Origin of the sequence: Phyllobacterium sp. CL33Tsu, assembly GCF_900113985.1 — a bacterium.
Taxonomy (GTDB): domain Bacteria; phylum Pseudomonadota; class Alphaproteobacteria; order Rhizobiales; family Rhizobiaceae; genus Phyllobacterium; species Phyllobacterium pellucidum.
Window position 1 is genome coordinate 1,270,535 of record NZ_FORJ01000001.1, and the last position, 17,594, is coordinate 1,288,128.

Consider the following 17,594-nt stretch of genomic DNA (forward strand, 5'->3'; position numbering starts at 1 on the left):
CCGCCGCCAGCGCGGCGGAAGATCCTCCAGCGCTGACGAGGAAACCGGAGACTTCCGATGACAATGACGCAAACCGCAAAGCAGGAATCCGCCTTCCGCTCCTTCGCGCGCAGCAATACCGCCATCGGCGCACTGTTCATGCTGCCTGCAGCGGTCTTTCTCCTGTGCTTTCTGACCTATCCGCTCGGCCTCGGGGTCTGGCTCGGCTTCACCGATGCGAAGATCGGGCGCGACGGCGTCTTCATCGGCCTCGAAAACTACGAGGCGCTGGCGGGCGACTCGGTGTTCTGGATGGCCGTCAGCAACACCGTCTTCTACACGCTCTTCGCCTCGATCCTGAAATTCATCCTTGGCCTGTGGCTCGCGCTCATTCTCAACGAGAACCTGCCGTTCAAGTCGTTCTTCCGGGCGATCATCCTTCTGCCCTGGGTCGTGCCGACCGTCCTTTCCGCCCTCGCCTTCTGGTGGATCTATGATGCGCAGTTCTCGATCATCTCCTGGTCGCTCATACAGCTCGGCTGGATCGACACCCCGATCAACTTCCTCGGCGAACCCAACAATGCGCGCGCTTCCGTGATCGCCGCCAATGTCTGGCGCGGCATTCCCTTCGTCGCCATCTCGCTGCTTGCCGGCTTGCAGACGATCCCGCAGTCGCTGCATGAGGCGGCTTCGCTCGATGGGGCAACACCGTGGCAGCGTTTCCGCTTCATCACACTGCCCATGCTGACGCCGATCATCGCGGTGGTGATGACCTTCTCGGTACTCTTTACCTTCACCGATTTTCAGCTGATCTACGTTCTGACCAAGGGCGGCCCGGTCAATGCCACGCACCTCATGGCAACGCTGTCGTTCCAGCGCGGCATCCCCGGCGGCCAGCTCGGCGAGGGAGCCGCGATTGCGGTTGCCATGATCCCGTTCCTGCTTGCTTCGATCCTGTTCAGCTTCTTCGGCCTGCAGCGCCGCAAGTGGCAACAGGGCGGACAGGATTGAGCGGAACAAGGAGGACAGCATCATGAGCATTACCGAACAGAGCAACGCCCAACCGCTTACCGACGATGCGCAGGGCATGAGCTATCTCAATCGCCTGCCGCGACGCATTGTGGTGCTGTACCTGCCGCTTGCGGTCTTCGTCTTCGTGCTGCTTTTTCCGTTCTACTGGATGGCGATCACCGCGGTGAAGCCGAATTCGCAGCTGACCGACTACAGCAATTTCAGCCCGTTCTGGGTGGTCGGCCCGACGCTCGACCACATCAAGTACCTTTTGTTCGAGACCTCCTATCCAGGCTGGCTGTGGAACACGGTGGTGATTTCTGTATGCGCAACCTTCCTTTCACTCGCCGCTTCGGTCTTTGCAGCCTATGCCATCGAACGCATCCGGTTTTCGGGGTCGCGCTCGGTCGGCCTGATGATCTTCCTCGCCTACCTGGTTCCGCCTTCGATCCTCTTCATTCCCCTTGCCGTTATCGTCTTCAAGTTCGGCATCTACGACACGCGCTGGGCCTTGATCTTCACCTATCCGACGTTCCTCATTCCTTTCTGCACCTGGCTGCTCATGGGCTATTTCCGCTCCATACCCTTCGAGCTCGAAGAGAGTGCGCTCGTCGATGGCGCGTCCCGCTGGCAGATCCTCGTCAGGGTCATATTGCCGCTGGCGGTGCCGGGAATGATCTCGGCGGGCATTTTTGCCTTCACATTGTCGTGGAATGAGTTCATCTATGCACTCACCTTCATCCAATCCTCGGAAAACAAGACTGTCCCAGTCGGTGTCCTGACGGAGCTGGTTCGAGGCGATGTCTTCGAGTGGGGATCACTGATGGCGGGCGCCCTTTTCGGGTCGCTGCCCGTCGTCATTCTCTACTCGTTCTTCGTTGACTATTACGTTTCCTCCATGACCGGCGCGGTCAAGGAGTAACTCACCAGGAGTTCTTTCAAAATGACGACGTCCAGCACCCCGAAAAAGCTCCGTTCGCAGGAATGGTGGGATAATCCCGACAATCCGGGGATGACCGCGCTCTATCTCGAACGCTATTTGAACTATGGCCTGACCCGCGAGGAACTGCAGTCGGGCAAGCCGATCATCGGCATTGCCCAGACTGGCTCCGATCTTTCGCCCTGTAACCGCCACCATATCGAACTCGCCAAGCGCGTGCGCGACGGCATCATTGCGGCCGGCGGCATTCCCTTCGAATTTCCGGTGCATCCGATTCAGGAGACCGGCAAGCGTCCGGGCGCTGCGCTCGACCGCAACCTCGCCTATCTCGGCCTCGTCGAAGTGCTTTTCGGCTACCCGCTCGATGGCGTCGTCCTTACCATCGGCTGCGACAAGACCACGCCCGCCATGCTGATGGGCGCCGCAACGGTCAACATTCCTGCGATTGCGCTGTCCGTTGGCCCCATGCTCAACGGCTGGCATCGCGGCGAGCGCACAGGCTCTGGAACCATCGTCTGGAAATCGCGCGAGAAGCTCGCCGAAGGCGAAATCGACTACAACGAGTTCATGGATATCGTCGCCTCGTCGGCGCCATCCGTTGGTTATTGCAATACGATGGGCACGGCGACCACGATGAACTCGCTCGCCGAGGCGCTCGGTATGGAATTGCCCGGCTGTGCGGCAATTCCCGCGCCATATCGCGAGCGCGGCCAGATCTCCTACGATACCGGCAAACGCATCGTTGAAATGGTGCGCGAGGACCTGAAGCCCTCCGATATCATGACGCGTCAGGCTTTCGAGAATGCCATCGTCATCAACTCGGCCATCGGCGGTTCCACCAATGCCCCGATCCACTTGAACGCAATTGCCCGCCACCTCGACGTTCCGCTCGACAATGACGACTGGCAGACACTCGGCCACGACGTTCCGCTGCTCGTCAACCTGCAGCCAGCCGGTGAATATCTCGGCGAGGACTACCACAGGGCGGGGGGCGTCCCGGCAGTCGTCGCCGAGCTGATGAAGGCGGGCAAGCTGCCGCATCCCGGCGCGCTGACCGTCAACGGCAAGAGCATCGGCAGCAATTGCGAGAATGCCGAGAACCTGAATACCGAGGTGATCAAGCCGTTCGAAGCGCCGCTCAAGAAGAAGGCCGGGTTCATTAATCTCAAGGGCAATCTCTTCGACAGCGCCATCATGAAGACCAGTGTGATCTCGGAAGAATTTCGTGAGCGCTATCTATCCAATCCGGATGATCCGGAAGCTTTCGAAGGCATCGCCGAGGTATTCGAAGGTCCCGAGGACTATCACCATCGCATCGACGATCCGAAGCTCGCGCTCAACGAGCACAGCATCCTGATCATGCGCGGTACCGGGCCTATCGGCTATCCGGGAGCGGCTGAAGTCGTGAACATGCAGCCACCGGCCTATCTGTTGAAAAAGGGAATTCACGCGCTCCCGTGTCTTGGCGATGGCCGCCAGTCCGGAACGTCCGGCTCGCCATCCATCCTCAATGCTTCCCCGGAAGCCGCGGTCAATGGCGGGCTCGCACTGGTACGCTCCGGCGATCATCTACGTATCGATCTCCTCAAGGGCACGGCCGATATCCTTATCGACGACGAGGAACTTCAGAAGCGCAAGGACGACCTGAAGGCCGCCGGCGGATACAAATATCCGGCGAGCCAGACGCCCTGGCAGGAAATCCAGCGCGGCATGGTCGGTCAGCTCGATGAAGGCATGGTGCTGAAGCCCGCGGTCAATTACCAGCGCATTGCCCAGACGAAGGGGTTGCCGCGCGACAACCACTGAGCGTCCAGGGAGGACACCATGGCGAATGCAATAAGGCGCTATGAAGGGCGGCATGCGGTCATTACCGGCGGCGCTTCGGGCATAGGCTTGACCACGGCCGCGCGCATTGTCTCGGAGGGCGGCACGGTCAGCCTGTGGGATGTCGACGCCGGCAAGATAGAAGAAGCCCGGGCGGCGCTCGGCGATGGCGCCCACGGTATCAGGGTGGACGTCTCGGCTCCAGACGAAGTGGCAGCGGCTGCAAAGTCGACGGCAGAGAAGTTCGGCAAGATTGACGTGTTGATCTGCTCTGCCGGCATTACCGGTCCCAATGCCAAGGTCGCCGATTACCCGATCGACGCATGGAAGCGTGTCTTCGACATCAACGTCAACGGGCTCTTCTATTGCAACCGCTTCGTCGTTCCGATCATGCAGAAGAACGGCTATGGTCGCATCGTCAATGTCGCCTCGATCGCCGGCAAGGAGGGCAATCCCAATGCCTCGGCCTACAGCGCTTCCAAGGCGGCTGTGATCGGTCTCACCAAATCGCTTGGCAAGGAACTGGTTCAGGATGGCATTACGGTCAATGCGATCACGCCAGCGACGGTCGACACGCCAATTCTCCAGCAACTGCAACCGAGTTTCATCGACTATATGCTTTCGAAGATCCCGATGCAGCGTTTTGGCAAGGTCGATGAACTCGCTTCGCTGATCACATGGATCGCCAGCGAGGAATGCTCATTCACCACGGGCGCCGTATTCGATATTTCGGGTGGCCGCGCCACCTATTGACGCCCTCCAGTCAGGAAAAGGTAAAACCATGAAACTCTTGCGCTATGGTCCTGCGGGCCAGGAAAAGCCGGGCCTTGTCGACAAGGACGGCAAGGTCCGCGATCTTTCTGCCCACGTGAAGGATATCGCCGGCGATGCCATATCACCGGAAGGCTTGAAGAAGCTTGCTGCAATTGATCCGGCGTCGCTGCCGCTGGTCGAGGCCGACCGCTATGGCCCTTGTGTGGCGGTAACGGGCAAATTCATCTGCATCGGTCTCAACTATTCCGATCACGCTGCCGAAACCGGCGCCAAGGTGCCGCCCGAACCGATCATCTTCATGAAGGCGACGTCGGCGATCGTCGGTCCGAACGACGATGTCGAGATTCCGCGCGGCTCGGAAAAGACCGACTGGGAGGTCGAGCTTGGCGTCGTCATCGGCAAGCACGCGAAATATGTGAGCGAGGATGAGGCTCTTGATTACGTTGCCGGCTATTGCCTGATCAACGACGTGTCCGAGCGAGCGTTCCAGGCCGAGCGTCAGGGCCAGTGGACGAAGGGCAAGAGCTGCGACACGTTCGGCCCGACCGGTCCCTGGCTCGTCACCAAGGACGAAGTCGCCGATCCGCAGAACCTCAAGATGTGGCTCGATGTCAACGGCCACCGCTACCAGGACGGTTCCTCGGCGACGATGGTATACGGCGTCAAATACCTCGTCTCGTACCTGTCGCAGTTCATGAGCCTGCATCCGGGCGACATCATTTCGACCGGCACACCACCCGGCGTCGGCCTCGGCCAGAAGCCGAACGTGTTTCTCAAGGCCGGAGACGTGATCGCACTCGGGATCGAAGGCCTCGGCGAACAGCATCAGAAGGTCGTCCAGGGTTAGTCCGGCGGATTTTCGCTTTTCGCATCGGATCCTCGTGCTCTTGTCCCGAGGATCCACTCTTTGCATCGTGGCTTAGCCAGTGGCATGGATCCTCGGGATAAGGGCCCGAGGATGACGGCAGTGTGGTGGCGAGGATGACGCCAGCCTGGTGGTGAGGATGGCGGCAGCGTGATGGGGAGGATGGCGGAAGTTTGTGGACGAGCATGATGCTGACCGTTGTGAACAAGGATGGCAATGGCAGTGGTGCTGGCGGTGAGTAGGTGAGGCCAGGCGCCGAGTTTGGCGTAGCTTCGCAGCCCGGAGAGGCCTGTCAGCCGCCATTCCCGACTGCATTCAAGTGGCAACGGATGCCGGGACGCGTTTCTTGATTTCCTGGCCGCCACACTCACCCGCCAGACGGTAGCCTCGCCGCCGTCCTCTCCGGGTGGCGGGCCCTCAATAATCCTTTTCGTAGAATAGTCCTGCGCCCGAATCGCCGTCGGCACCGACGGAGCCTCGCGCCTTTAAGTTCGGCGTGATGTCGAGATTAACGGTGCCTTTGCTCGATCCACCCGAACCCGCCTCGACGCCGAGATAGACATTATCGCGGATATAGCGCCCGGCGCGCACGCCGGTATTGCCCTTGGCGTCGGTGACGACGTCGAGATCATCAAGGCCCGTACTCTTGCGCAGATTATCGAGCAGCGACGAACGCTGGCCACCGGCGAGTTCCGCTGCAGCAGCAGCGAGGCGCGCCACCTGCAGCGGCGACAATTCGCCGATGGAGCGCTTGAATATCAACCGGGCAAGAACCTCGTCCTGCGGCAGTTCCGGTTGCGACGAGAAGGTGATCTTGAGGTCGGATACCCGGCCCCTCACCATGACATTGACGGTAATGTCCGACCCTTGGGTTGTTGCAACGAAGTTTATTTCGGGGTCGAGATCGCCGACGAGCGTGACCTGGCCCTCGGTAAAGGTGATGCGCTGGCCAAGAATGCCGAGCCGGCCGCGGATGAGATCGAAGGCGCCGACCGGCTGGATATCGGTGGCAGGACCAGTCAGGCGCACCGAACCGCCGATCTCGGCATCGAGGCCGCGACCGCGAATGAAGATCTTGTTCGGCGCGTTCACGTTGATATCGAGACGAACGATGCTCGGCCGCGCCGTCGATTCGCCAGCCTTCCGCGTTCCATCGACACCGGCGCGGCGCAACGTTTTCACCACCGCCTTCGACGGGTCCTTGTGGCGCACATCGATCATTGCGGCAGAACCGCCGAAGTTTTCCGGCACGGTGATCTCGGCACGATTGACATCGATGTTGCCTGCAATGACCGGATCGCGGGTCAGCGGACCGCGGACTGTAAGCGCGCCCGTAACGGTCGCAACGAGCAGGTCGTCATCGACATAGCGCGCCTTATCCAGCCGGATATCGATATTGGCGGGGAAATTCGCAGCAGCGTCCGTCGAAATCGTGCCGCTGGCGCTGATCGAGCCGCCGGTCGAAAGCGCGGCGTTGAAGCTTCGAATGGTCACCGTCGTTCCCGCCATATCGCCAAGCAACGTAATGCGTTGCAGCCGAAGATTCGTCTGCGGGTCGAGCACCTCGGCGCCATTGGCGGAGAAGTTGCCGCGAATCTGCGGCTGACTGAAGCTTCCCGAAACAGCGGCTGACACTTCAATGGTGCCCTTGGCCTGCGTCCCGCGCTCGGCGAGGGAACGATTGACCAGCGAAAGCGGAATCCGGCCGGTGACGTTGACGCCGAGACCAGATCCGGACAGCGGAACATTGCCGTCGGCCGATACGGTCAGGCCTTGCGGCCCGTCCACCTTGGCGGAAGAAAGGTTCAGCACGTTGTTGGCAAAACGGCCCGCGGCGGCAAGCTGCAATGGCGCCAGTCCGTTGTCCTGCAGGGGACGTGCGGTAAGGCCGGCACCTTTCAGGTTGAACTCCACATCGGGCCGGCTCAATGTGCCGGTGACACGGCCGCTGCCCGAGATATCGCCGCCAAGATTCTGGTCCCGGACGACGCCGTTGAGCGCCCGCAGCGGCAGGCTGCGCAGGTTGAAATCAACGCCGAGCTGGCCACCGGCAAGCGGAACGGAGCCTTTTGCCGACGCATCGATACCGCCGGCGCCGGTCACATGTGCGTCGACGTTCAGCTGGTCGGTGGTCGAGGTCCCCTTGGCATCGACATTGACGGCGTCGACACCCGCCTGCTTCAGCGCGGCAGCGGTAATGCCGCGTGCCTGCACATCGAAATTCACGTCCGGTTTCTGGCGTGTTCCGCCGATCCGCGCCTGGCCGTTGATCTCGCCACCGAGCCCAAGGTCGGGCTTGATCAGATTGGCGATGCTGAGCGGCAATCGCTGTGCGGCGACGGTCAAGCTCAGCGTTTCGGCAACATCACCGCTGACGGTGACCTTGCCCCCGTCAATATCGAGCAGGATATCGCCAAAGGAAATATTGCTGCCAGCCACATTGATCGCGGCCGGTGCGGTCAGCCTCGCGGCGACGTCGCCGCGTGTCAGCTCAGCCTTGGCAAGCGACAACTGGAAACCGTTGTCCGTGGGTTGCAGTGCGCCGGTCGTGGCGATGTGCGCGCTGTTGGCGAGACTTGCGCCAACAACGAAATTGGTCGTTCGGCCCGACTGCATGGCGCGCGCTTCGGCCACGGTGATATCGATACCGGCCGCCGATACATCAGTCGCGGTCACCGAACCATTGGCGGAAGGAACTTTGAAGATGTCCTGCGCCGTCAGGGCGATCGCTGCCTTGCCGACACGGATATCATTGGCCTTCAAGCCGTTGACCTGCCCCTTGACCTCGACATTCTGTTTCTCGTCATCGTGGGTAAGCGCAATCGTTGCATCCGCCTTACCGGTGGCATTGACGAGGAACAGGGCCGCCGCCGTCGAAAGATCCGTCGATGCAAGGGTAAAATTACCCTGCAGCAGCCCTTTCAGGTTCTGCGTGACATCGCCGCGCAGCCTGGTCCCGCCGGCGATGAACTGGATATCGCTCAAGCGCTTCTCGTCAGCACGGATTGCGATATTCGTGCTGAGGTCTGCCCGCTTGTCGTCGAGGAAGGCGAGACCGGAAACCCTGCCGTCGACATTGCCATTGAACAGCGTGCCATTGAAGGTCAGGGCCCCATCGGTCAGCTTGCGCCCCGAGAGCGCGCCTTGCGGCACGCCGGCATTGAAGGCGAGCGCTATGATATTGTCCTGGCCGCGGGCGCTGCCCTTTACCTTGAGAGCGCCCTTTGCCTTTTCGGAAAGCAGGGCGAGATCGCTTAGATCGAGGCCGAAATCGAAGTTCGCTGCGCCAGTCGCGAAGGTTCCGTTGGCCGTTAGAAGCGTTTGTGGATTCTCCACGCGGAAGTTCCTGGCGCTAAGACCGGCTTCGCCGCGGGCAAGACCACCGGTGAGGCGCGTCTCGCCGGCAAGCACCTTGTCGGCAGCGTCGATGCCGAGCTTCATGCCAGTTGCCTGCCCGTCGAGCATGAGATCGAACCCGCCCTTCAGCATCTCGATCAAGCCATTGGCCTTGAGGTCGAGCGAGCCGGCAAGGTCGCGCCCAGCAAGGGCGGAGAACGGTGCAAGGCTCGATGCCTTGACCAGAATATCGCCCTGGTAGGCGAAATTCTGGATCGTGCCTTCAAGGCCAGCGCTGAATCCATTCGCCGCGATGAGAGCCTGGCTTAGGTTAACGGGGGTACCTGCCTTCCAGTCGCCATTGATCTTGAGCTGGATCTTATCGCCGAGCGCTTCGGCAACATCGGCGCGCGTCGCGGTAATGCCGGAAACGTCGCCCGTTACGTCAAAGGTGAGCGAGCGAGCGGTCGGGCTGTCGAGATTTTCGGCAATGCCCTTGCCAAGAAGATTGACGTTACGGGCGGCAAAGCTCTCCGTCGTCAGGTTGGTGATCTCGATGCTGCTCGTCCAGTCGTTGGTGGCGCTGGCGCCGAACGAGACGGCAAGCACGGCCTTGTCGACGGTGGTCTGCCCGCCTTTGACCGGAAGGATCACCTTCTTGCCGGACGGATTGGCAATAGTGCCATCGATCTTCAGGCGGCGCGGGAAGAGATCGTCGGTCGTATCGCCAGTGGCGTTGAGCGTGAGCGAATTGCTCCTGATGCTGAGCTGATCGAGCGCGACACCGCCACCGTCACGGGCGACGCCATTGACGACGAGTGCGGTCTCGTTGCCGAAGAAATCACGGAAGATGGGGGGCACCAGCGTAGCGATTTCGCCGTTCATCGTTGCCTTGAAGGCGAGGCCATCCGGCTGGCGGTCGAATTTGGTATCGCCGGTGAGAACGCGCTTGCCGGCCGCGTCGAGCGTCAACTGCAGGGCAAGGTCGCTTACCGGCCCCGATCCCTTCAGCGCCAGCGCGACGGGGGGCCTGCCTTCAATATTAAGAAGGTTGGCAACGATGCCGTTCTGCGGCTCGTTCAAGGTCAGATCGAGGTCGAGCTGCTGGCTCTGATTGGCATAAGCCGCCTTGATATTAAACTCGCCGCCGGGTCCATCCAGGCGTTTGACGGCAAGCGTCGTATCAAGCGATCCGCTTTCAAGCTTCAGGTTGCCCGCGATGGAGATTTCCGACCGAAGCCCGAATACACCGTCGCCGAAGGCAATGCGCGCCACCTGCAGATCCTGGAGGATGACAGCTAGCGGTAGTTCCGGCAGGCTGAAACCCTTGGCTTCCGGCGAAGGCAAGCTGTCGTCGGGAAGCGGCTTGCGGAAGACGTCGATTCGGTCGGCGGCAAGCGTGTTGATATCGAGCCGGCCTCTGAGAAGCGCGAGGCGGCTCCAGACAATGCGGGCATTGGTGATCTTGAGCCAGACGCCCTCGCGGTCCGCCACAGTTATGCTGCCGATGCTCGCTTCGGAGGAAAGCACGCCCTGGATGTCCGAAATGGCGATCTGCCGGTTAGGGGTCGAAAGCTGGTTCTGAACGAAACTCAGGAAGTAGGACTTCTCCGCCTCGGCGCTATCCTGCGCCAGGGCCGGCGCTGCAAAAAGCAGCAGGAAGAGACTTACGAGGAACCGGGTCAAAACGCTTGTCCTATGCCAACATAGAGAGCAAAATCGGGGTCGTCGTGGGTGCGGTCGAGCGGTACCGCGAAGTCGAGGCGGATCGGTCCAAGGCCGGTATTGTAGCGCAGGCCTGCGCCAACGCCGACACGGAGCTGTTCGGAAAAGTCCGGATAGGACTGTTCGCCGACATAGCCCGCATCGACGAAGCCGACGACACCGATCGTATCGGTCATGCGTACCCGCGCTTCGACCGAGCTTTCGACGAGCGAACGCCCGCCAATGACGAAATCCTCGCCGTCGCGCGTCACGTTCACGCCGACATTGCGATAAGCATAGCCGCGAATCGAGCCGCCGCCGCCGGCAAAGAACAATTGGTCTGGCGGCAATTCGGCGATGTCGGCTCCGACAATACTGCCGAGCTTCAAGCGTCCGGCCAGGATGAAGCGCTTGTCGGCATCGAAACTGTAATAGGTGCGGCCTTCAGCGGTGAACTTGCTGGCGAAATTGCCGTACTCGAACTCGTAGAAGGGCGTGATCAGGCCTTCGAGGTAATATCCCTTCGAAGGATCGACCTTGTTGTCACGGCTGTCATAGGTGAGCCCACCGATAAAGCCCGCCGTCAGAAAATCACGCTTGCCGAAAAAATCGTCGTCGAAACGCGATTTCGCGACGTTGGCCATGATCTTGCCGGTCAGTTCATCGGAGAAAATCCGCGTGAACCCGCCCTGCGCCGTAATCGACGTCTGCGTATAGGCATCGAGAACCTGGCGCTCGCCGATGAGCGACGTGACGAAATCAGTATCCGGATTGAAAACGCCCGGCTTGGTGAAGGTCACGCCAAGAAGATAATTATAGTCCTGCGGATTGAACGACTGGCCACCAATGCCGCCGATCTTCGCATCGAAGCGCAATCGTTCGGCGTGACCGAAGAGATTGCGGTGCAGCCAATAGGCCTCGAAACCGGCGCCGTCGAGCGTCGAATAGCTGCCGCCGAGGCCGAACCGGCGCAGCTTCTGTTCCTGCACGGCAACGGTGATCGGCAGCAGCCCGTTCGGTGTGATCGCGTCGGCTTCTTCAATGCGGGCGGAGCGGAACACTTCAAGACGGGAGAGCCGCTTCTTGGCGCGCTCGATTTCGTCCGGATCATACTCCACCCCCGGCTGCAATCCGGTGATGAAGGCCACGAACTCCGGATCCATCCGTTCGGTACCCCTTACGGTCACAGGACCGAAGGCGGCGCGGCGATCGGGCTCGACATCAATGGTGGCATCGATCCTGTTGTCATCGTGATTGGCAACGACGTCGCGCGATATGATCCGGGCCTTGGGGTGGCCCTGTTCGCGCCATGCGTCAACGGCGAGGCGTTCCGCCTTCAGGATCGCCGTCGATGTCGCAACATCGCCTGGTGCGAAGCCTTGATCTTCGGGCCTGTCAACGACGTCCTTGGGGTCGATAGGCAGCGGCGCCATATTCTTTATGCGCGTCGATGCAAACAGAAATTGCGGTCCGGGATCGACGGCGATCACGACCGTGGAAGGATTGGGCAAATCGGCATCGGGTGGAATATCCGCTGCCTCCCGGCCGTCGATCTTGATGCTGATCGTGCCGCCATAGCGGCCATCGGCATAAAGCGCGCCCAGAATGCGTCGGTAGTCTCCCCGTGCCTTGGCGATCAGGCCCGCCGCGCCGGAGGCAGGCTTATCTTCATCCTCGACAAGGCTCGATGCCCCCGCGACGAGCTTGGTTGTCGCCTTGTCCTCGCCTTGCGCATTTTCGACGCTGTAGCGGTGCGGGTCGGCAATGACGGCATCCGCGTCATCCGTCTTGCGCTCGCCCCATAGATGAATGCCGAAGAGGTCAAACGCCTGCGCCGGCGAAACAAGCGCGGTGAAGGCCAGCAAAGCGGCGCCGAAAAGCTTGGCCTGTGGGCGCCTCAATTCCATCAACCAGCAAAATCCTTACTCAAAAAATGACACACATTACGCCCGCAGGCATGGAGACACATCCCCACGGATTGTTAAAAATCCTCTCCCGAGCTTAAGAAATTGATAACATGCCGGTCAGGGTGGGCCAACCCGCTAAGACCACGCTCTGGGCGCCTAGGGGTTTTCTTGTGGCCATATCGCCACAGAACTCTGCCGGGTGCGGATCACTTTTTGTTAGAACAATGCAACAGACCGGCTTGAAACGACGAAGCGCCGGTCAGGCCGGCGCTTCTGCAGTTCAATTATTCCGCGGCGGCCAGCCACTCCGATTGCCCGGTTTTTTCCGCCGGCATCGCCGCGCTGATATGACCGGCAACGATCTCCGCAGTTGCAGCCGAGAGCGTCCAGCCAAGATGGCCATGTCCCGTATTGTAGAAGACACCTGGCCGCTTGCCGCTGCCGACGCGCGGCAGCATGTTCGGCATCATCGGGCGAAGGCCAGCCCACGGCACCACATTCGATGTATCCATGCCCGGGAAGAGATCGCGGCTCCAACCGACCAGCGGCTTGACGCGGTCGTGACGGATGTCACGGTTTTCGCCATTGTACTCGGCGGTGCCGGCGACACGCAGCCGTCCCGCGCCGAGCCGGCTGGTGACGATTTTGGCATCGTCATCAAGCAAACTCACCCACGGCGCTGCCGTACGGCTTGCCTCGTCACCGAGGTTGATGGTGATCGAGTATCCCTTGACCGGATAGATGTTGACCCTGTCGCCAAGCTGCGCAGCAAATTTGCGGCTGGCAATGCCGGCACAGATGACGATCGCATCGAAGCGCTCGCTCTCGACCGGCGAAAGCGCCTGTGAGGCGCTGTTCCAGGCAACAACGATGCCATCCTTCTCATGCCTCAGCGTCTGCACATTGGCGTCGCCTACGAAGCGAACGCCACGGCGCGTCGATGCTTCGGCAAGGCCCCGGGTGAACTTGTGGATGTCGCCCGTCGAATCTGAGGGCGTGAAAAAGCCGCCATGGAACGTGCCGTCGAGCGCTGGTTCGATGTGGTGAATTTCTTCGTTCGTGACCGAGCGGCGGTCTAGGCCCCCTGCTTCAAGCAGCTTGTTGACCTTGACGGCATGGTCGTAGCCATACTTCGAACGATAGATATGCAGGATGCCGCGCTTCTCGAGGTCGAAATCGATGTTCTCTTCGGCAGCGATTTCGAACATGCGCTTGCGCGCCTCGATGGCGAGTCTGGTTGTCGCTATCGTGTTCTTCTCATAGTGCGGAATGTTCATGACGAACTCCGCCATCCACGAATATTTGTGCCACGATGGCTTTGGATTCATGAGCAGCGGCGCATCCTTGCGCAGCATCCACTTCATGCCCTTGAGCACGGTGCCCCAACTGTTCCAGACTTCGGCATTCGACGCCGAAAGCTGGCCGCCATTGGCAAACGACGTCTCCATCGCCGCGTAGCGGTTGCGATCAAAAACGGTGACGGTGTGCCCCTGGCGGGCAAGCGCATAGGCGGTGGTGACGCCGGTGATACCAGCGCCGATAATGGCGATCGAGGTCATGGCAGTTAGTCCTTCAGCACAAATGGTTCCAGTTTCGCCGCGAGCGGCACGAAACCCCATCTGTCACGGGACCTGAGAGTTTGGCCCTTACGCACCTGCCGGATGTTTGCCATCCCTTGTCTCGGCTGCGTTACCGGCTTGCGCCGGTCAGGGCTTTCTCCTTCGGTGGGCGAAGCCTTCGAAGCCACGCCACTCTCCAGATGTCCGACGCTAGTCTGGTCCTTTTGCCTGAGAGTTTCCGGGGCGGTTGCTCCATCGGCGCCGGTTTTACCGGTCTCTCCCAGATAGCCTGTGCGAACGGGCTGCTTATATCGCAACCGCGAGACGAGAACAACTGGCTAACGAAGCCCGGACCCATTATGTTGATTGCACCAGTTCAGACCACCGGAGCAGATAAATGAAACCCGTCTTCCTGCAGCTGCAGTGCTTCCCCGGCAAGACCTATGAGGTCGCAGCTGCCCTCTACGAGCGTGAAATCGTATCGGAGCTTTATTCGACAAGCGGCGATTATGACCTCCTAGCAAAGATCTACATCGCCGAGGACAAGGACGTCGGCAAGTTCATCAACGACAACGTGCTCGGAATTCCGGGAATTGCCCGTTCCTTGACGACGATGACTTTCACGGCGTTTTGAACGCGAGCCCCGAGACATTACGTCCCGTTTCGGGCAGAGATGAAGTCCACTATGAAATAAATGCAACAATTTGCACGCCCCGCAGGAAACAAATGCCATTTTGCCATCGGCTCTGTTTGTCTGTAGAGATGCTTTTTCGACCACGACCATCAGGATGATCCCAAATGCCTCCCTATCGTTCACGCACAACCACACATGGCCGCAACATGGCTGGTGCCCGCGGGCTCTGGCGCGCGACCGGAATGAAGGACGAGGATTTCGGCAAGCCGATTATTGCAGTGGTCAATTCCTTTACACAGTTCGTTCCCGGCCACGTCCATCTCAAGGATCTCGGCCAGCTCGTTGCGCGCGAGATCGAAAGTGCGGGCGGCGTCGCCAAGGAATTCAATACGATCGCTGTCGATGACGGCATCGCCATGGGCCATGACGGCATGCTCTATTCGCTGCCTTCGCGCGAGATCATCGCCGACAGCGTCGAATATATGGTCAACGCCCATTGCGCCGATGCGATGGTATGCATCTCCAATTGCGACAAGATCACCCCCGGCATGCTGATGGCTGCGCTGCGCCTCAACATCCCCGTCGTCTTTGTTTCCGGCGGCCCGATGGAAGCCGGCAAGGTCGTTTGGGGCGACAAGGAAAAGAAGCTCGATCTCGTCGATGCCATGGTAGCGGCGGCCGACGACCGCATTTCCGACGAGGAAGTCCAGGTCATCGAGCGCTCGGCGTGCCCGACCTGCGGTTCGTGCTCCGGCATGTTCACCGCCAATTCGATGAACTGCCTCACCGAGGCACTAGGCCTGTCGCTGCCTGGCAATGGTTCGACGCTCGCCACCCATGCGGACCGCCGCCGCCTCTTCGTCGAGGCCGGCCATCTCGTCGTCGATCTCGCTCGTCGCTACTACGAACAGGATGACGAAACCGTCTTGCCGCGCGCGGTTGCCTCGTTTGCCGCTTTCGAAAATGCGATGACGCTCGATATCGCCATGGGCGGTTCCACCAACACGGTTCTGCACCTGCTTGCTGCGGCGCATGAGGCCGAGGTGGATTTCACCATGAGCGACATCGACCGGCTCTCGCGCCGCGTGCCGGTGCTTTGCAAGGTCGCCCCTGCCGTCGCCAATGTCCACATGGAGGACGTGCATCATGCCGGCGGTATCATGGGCATTCTCGGCGAACTCGATCGCGCCGGCCTCCTCGACACGTCGGTCTATTCCGTGCATTCGGCCAATCTCGCCGCAGCGCTCGACCGCTGGGACATTGCCCGCACCTCCAACAAGTCGGTGCACGACTTCTTCCGGGCAGCGCCGGGCGGCGTGCCGACGCAAGTCGCGTTCAGCCAGGATCGCCGCTTCGAAACGGTCGATCTCGACCGCGAGAAGGGTGTGATCCGCAGCGCCGAGCATGCCTATTCCAAAGACGGCGGCCTTGCGGTTCTCTACGGCAACCTCGCCGAGGACGGATGCATCGTGAAGACCGCGGGCGTCGACGATTCGATCCTGAAATTCTCCGGCCCGGCCCGCATCTTCGAAAGCCAGGACAGCGCCGTGCTCGGCATCCTGAATGGCGGCGTCAAGCCAGGCGACATTGTGCTTATCCGCTATGAAGGCCCGCGCGGCGGACCTGGCATGCAGGAAATGCTCTATCCGACGAGCTACCTGAAATCGAAGGGTCTCGGCAAAGCCTGCGCCCTGATCACCGACGGGCGTTTCTCCGGCGGTTCTTCCGGCCTTTCGATCGGACACGTGTCACCGGAAGCCGCCGAGGGCGGATTGATCGGCCTCGTCGAGGAGGGCGATATGATCGATATCGATATTCCGAACCGCAAGATCCACCTCGCGGTGGACGATGCTGTACTTGCTGATCGCCGCGCCCACATGGAAGCCCGGGGCGCCGCCGCCTGGAAGCCTGCAGAAAAGCGCAAGCGCAAGGTAACGACCGCGCTACGCGCCTATGGCGCCATGGCGACAAGTGCTGCCCGCGGGGCGGTCCGGCAAATTCCCGACGATTGGAACTAGGCGGTAGACGGCCCTCCGAGAACACGGAGGGCCGTTTCGGTTACTTCGCAGCGTCGGTAATCTTCGAGGTCCAGGCGCCTTCGGGCTTCTTGGTGATGACCGGATCTGAACCGCCGCCGAGCAGCGTTTCGACCGTCCGCTCTGCCGCAGCCACGTCGAGAACACCCGTCGAGCCTTCCGTCAGCTTGTTGATCTCCGCGACCATTCGCTTCTGGTGCTTCTCGGTCTGCGCACCGCTTGCATCATTGTCGAGGACGATGGTCGCAGCCTCATCCGGATTAGCGCGGGCATACTCCCAGCCCTTCATCGAAGCCTTGACGAAACGCGCAAGCTTGTCGACCATCTTCGGATCGTCGAGGCTCTTCTGCAGCACGTAGAGACCATCTTCCAGCGTCGCGACCTTTTCATCCTCATACTTGAACGTGACGAGCTGGTCCGCCGGGATGCCGGCATCGATCACCTGCCAATATTCGTTGTAAGTCATGGTCGAGATGCAGTCTGCCTGCTTCTGGATCAGCGGATCGACGTTGAAACCCTGCTTGAGAACGGTCACGCCATCGGGTCCACCATCGGTCTTGAGCCCGAGATGGTTCATCCAGGAGAGGAACGGATATTCGTTGCCTCCGAACCAGACGCCGAGCGTCTTACCCTTGAAATCCTCCGGCTTGGTGATCCCGGTTTCCTTGCGGCAGGTCAGCATCATGCCCGAGCGCTTGAACGGCTGGGCGATATTGACGAGAGGCAGACCCTTCTCGCGGGTTGCGAGCGCCGAAGGCATCCAGTCGACGACCACGTCGGCGCCGCCGCCGGCGATGACCTGGGGCGGCGCGACATCGGGTCCGCCCGGCTTGATCTCGACGTCGAGGCCGGCCTCCTCGTAGAAGCCCTTATCCTTGGCGACGTAGTAGCCGGCAAACTGGCCCTGCGTGACCCATTTCAGCTGCAGGACGAGCTTGTCCGCAGCAAGCGCCGAGCTGGCCATCAGGGTCATGGCGAGGCCCAGTGAGAGTGCCAACGTTTTCTTCATGCTTCAGTTCTCCTCT

General features: G+C 60.6%; 11 protein-coding genes and 1 riboswitch. Of the genes, 7 read left to right on the plus strand and 4 right to left on the minus strand.

All coding sequences use genetic code 11. The features are described 5' to 3' along the window. Positions 1-57: 57 nt before the first annotated feature. The 5 genes from BM074_RS06190 to BM074_RS06210 are packed head-to-tail and all read left to right on the plus strand — an operon-like array spanning position 58 to position 5,375. Positions 58-990 (plus strand): carbohydrate ABC transporter permease, encoded by a 933-nt coding sequence (locus BM074_RS06190; RefSeq protein WP_091920515.1) that lies wholly within the window; start codon positions 58-60, stop codon positions 988-990. A 22-nt stretch (positions 991-1,012) separates the two neighbouring features. Next, on the plus strand, positions 1,013-1,912 hold the full coding sequence (locus BM074_RS06195; protein WP_027230768.1) for a carbohydrate ABC transporter permease: 900 nt from the start codon (positions 1,013-1,015) through the stop codon (positions 1,910-1,912). Between the two features lie 21 nt (positions 1,913-1,933). Then, entirely contained in the window at positions 1,934-3,736 is a 1,803-nt protein-coding gene (locus BM074_RS06200) for an IlvD/Edd family dehydratase (protein WP_027230769.1), read from the plus strand. Positions 3,737-3,754: 18 nt separating this feature from the next. Beyond that, the gene (locus BM074_RS06205) at positions 3,755-4,507 is read left to right on the plus strand and encodes an SDR family NAD(P)-dependent oxidoreductase (RefSeq protein ID WP_027230770.1); all 753 of its coding nucleotides are present in this window, start codon (positions 3,755-3,757) and stop codon (positions 4,505-4,507) included. A gap of 28 nt (positions 4,508-4,535) precedes the next feature. Continuing rightward, positions 4,536-5,375, plus strand: coding sequence for a fumarylacetoacetate hydrolase family protein (locus BM074_RS06210; RefSeq protein ID WP_091920517.1), 840 nt, complete (start codon positions 4,536-4,538; stop codon positions 5,373-5,375). Positions 5,376-5,810: 435 nt separating this feature from the next. Here the strand turns inward: BM074_RS06210 and BM074_RS06215 are convergent, their stop codons facing one another. The 3 genes from BM074_RS06215 to BM074_RS06225 all read right to left on the minus strand — a co-directional run bounded on the left by BM074_RS06215 (position 5,811) and on the right by BM074_RS06225 (position 13,899). Beyond that, positions 5,811-10,415, minus strand: coding sequence for a translocation/assembly module TamB domain-containing protein (locus BM074_RS06215; RefSeq protein WP_091920519.1), 4,605 nt, complete (start codon positions 10,413-10,415; stop codon positions 5,811-5,813). Further along, on the minus strand, positions 10,412-12,340 hold the full coding sequence (locus BM074_RS06220) for an autotransporter assembly complex protein TamA (RefSeq protein WP_091920521.1): 1,929 nt from the start codon (positions 12,338-12,340) through the stop codon (positions 10,412-10,414). Before BM074_RS06220 ends, BM074_RS06215 begins: the two co-directional genes overlap by 4 nt. A 284-nt stretch (positions 12,341-12,624) precedes the next feature. Beyond that, positions 12,625-13,899 (minus strand): D-amino acid dehydrogenase, encoded by a 1,275-nt coding sequence (locus BM074_RS06225; RefSeq protein WP_091920529.1) that lies wholly within the window; start codon positions 13,897-13,899, stop codon positions 12,625-12,627. A 206-nt stretch (positions 13,900-14,105) separates the two neighbouring features. Beyond that, a riboswitch (glycine riboswitch) is annotated at positions 14,106-14,192 on the minus strand. Between the two features lie 104 nt (positions 14,193-14,296). Between BM074_RS06225 and BM074_RS06230 the strand changes: the two genes are divergently transcribed. Together BM074_RS06230 and ilvD are read left to right on the plus strand one after the other, a co-directional pair. After that, positions 14,297-14,533, plus strand: a complete 237-nt coding sequence (locus BM074_RS06230; RefSeq protein ID WP_027230775.1) for an Lrp/AsnC ligand binding domain-containing protein — start codon at positions 14,297-14,299, stop codon at positions 14,531-14,533. Between the two features lie 164 nt (positions 14,534-14,697). Then, entirely contained in the window at positions 14,698-16,551 is a 1,854-nt protein-coding gene (gene ilvD, locus BM074_RS06235; RefSeq protein WP_091920530.1) for a dihydroxy-acid dehydratase, read from the plus strand. 40 nt (positions 16,552-16,591) lie between these two features. On the opposite strand, the gene BM074_RS06240 is transcribed toward ilvD, so the two are convergent. Continuing rightward, positions 16,592-17,578 carry an ABC transporter substrate-binding protein gene (locus tag BM074_RS06240; RefSeq protein WP_027230777.1) on the minus strand — a complete coding sequence of 329 codons (987 nt, stop codon included), beginning with the start codon at positions 17,576-17,578 and terminating at the stop codon, positions 16,592-16,594. Positions 17,579-17,594: the final 16 nt, after the last annotated feature.

What these genes read in the sequence shown, in the direction of transcription:
- BM074_RS06190 (WP_091920515.1), top strand. Translation starts at nt 58, where the DNA reads ATGACAATGACGCAAACCGCAAAGCAGGAATCCGCCTTCCGCTCCTTC.
- BM074_RS06195 (WP_027230768.1), top strand. Translation starts at nt 1,013, where the DNA reads ATGAGCATTACCGAACAGAGCAACGCCCAACCGCTTACCGACGATGCG.
- BM074_RS06200 (WP_027230769.1), top strand. Translation starts at nt 1,934, where the DNA reads ATGACGACGTCCAGCACCCCGAAAAAGCTCCGTTCGCAGGAATGGTGG.
- BM074_RS06205 (WP_027230770.1), top strand. Translation starts at nt 3,755, where the DNA reads ATGGCGAATGCAATAAGGCGCTATGAAGGGCGGCATGCGGTCATTACC.
- BM074_RS06210 (WP_091920517.1), top strand. Translation starts at nt 4,536, where the DNA reads ATGAAACTCTTGCGCTATGGTCCTGCGGGCCAGGAAAAGCCGGGCCTT.
- BM074_RS06220 (WP_091920521.1), bottom strand. Translation starts at nt 12,340, where the DNA reads ATGGAATTGAGGCGCCCACAGGCCAAGCTTTTCGGCGCCGCTTTGCTG.
- BM074_RS06225 (WP_091920529.1), bottom strand. Translation starts at nt 13,899, where the DNA reads ATGACCTCGATCGCCATTATCGGCGCTGGTATCACCGGCGTCACCACC.
- BM074_RS06230 (WP_027230775.1), top strand. Translation starts at nt 14,297, where the DNA reads ATGAAACCCGTCTTCCTGCAGCTGCAGTGCTTCCCCGGCAAGACCTAT.
- ilvD (WP_091920530.1), top strand. Translation starts at nt 14,698, where the DNA reads ATGCCTCCCTATCGTTCACGCACAACCACACATGGCCGCAACATGGCT.
- BM074_RS06240 (WP_027230777.1), bottom strand. Translation starts at nt 17,578, where the DNA reads ATGAAGAAAACGTTGGCACTCTCACTGGGCCTCGCCATGACCCTGATG.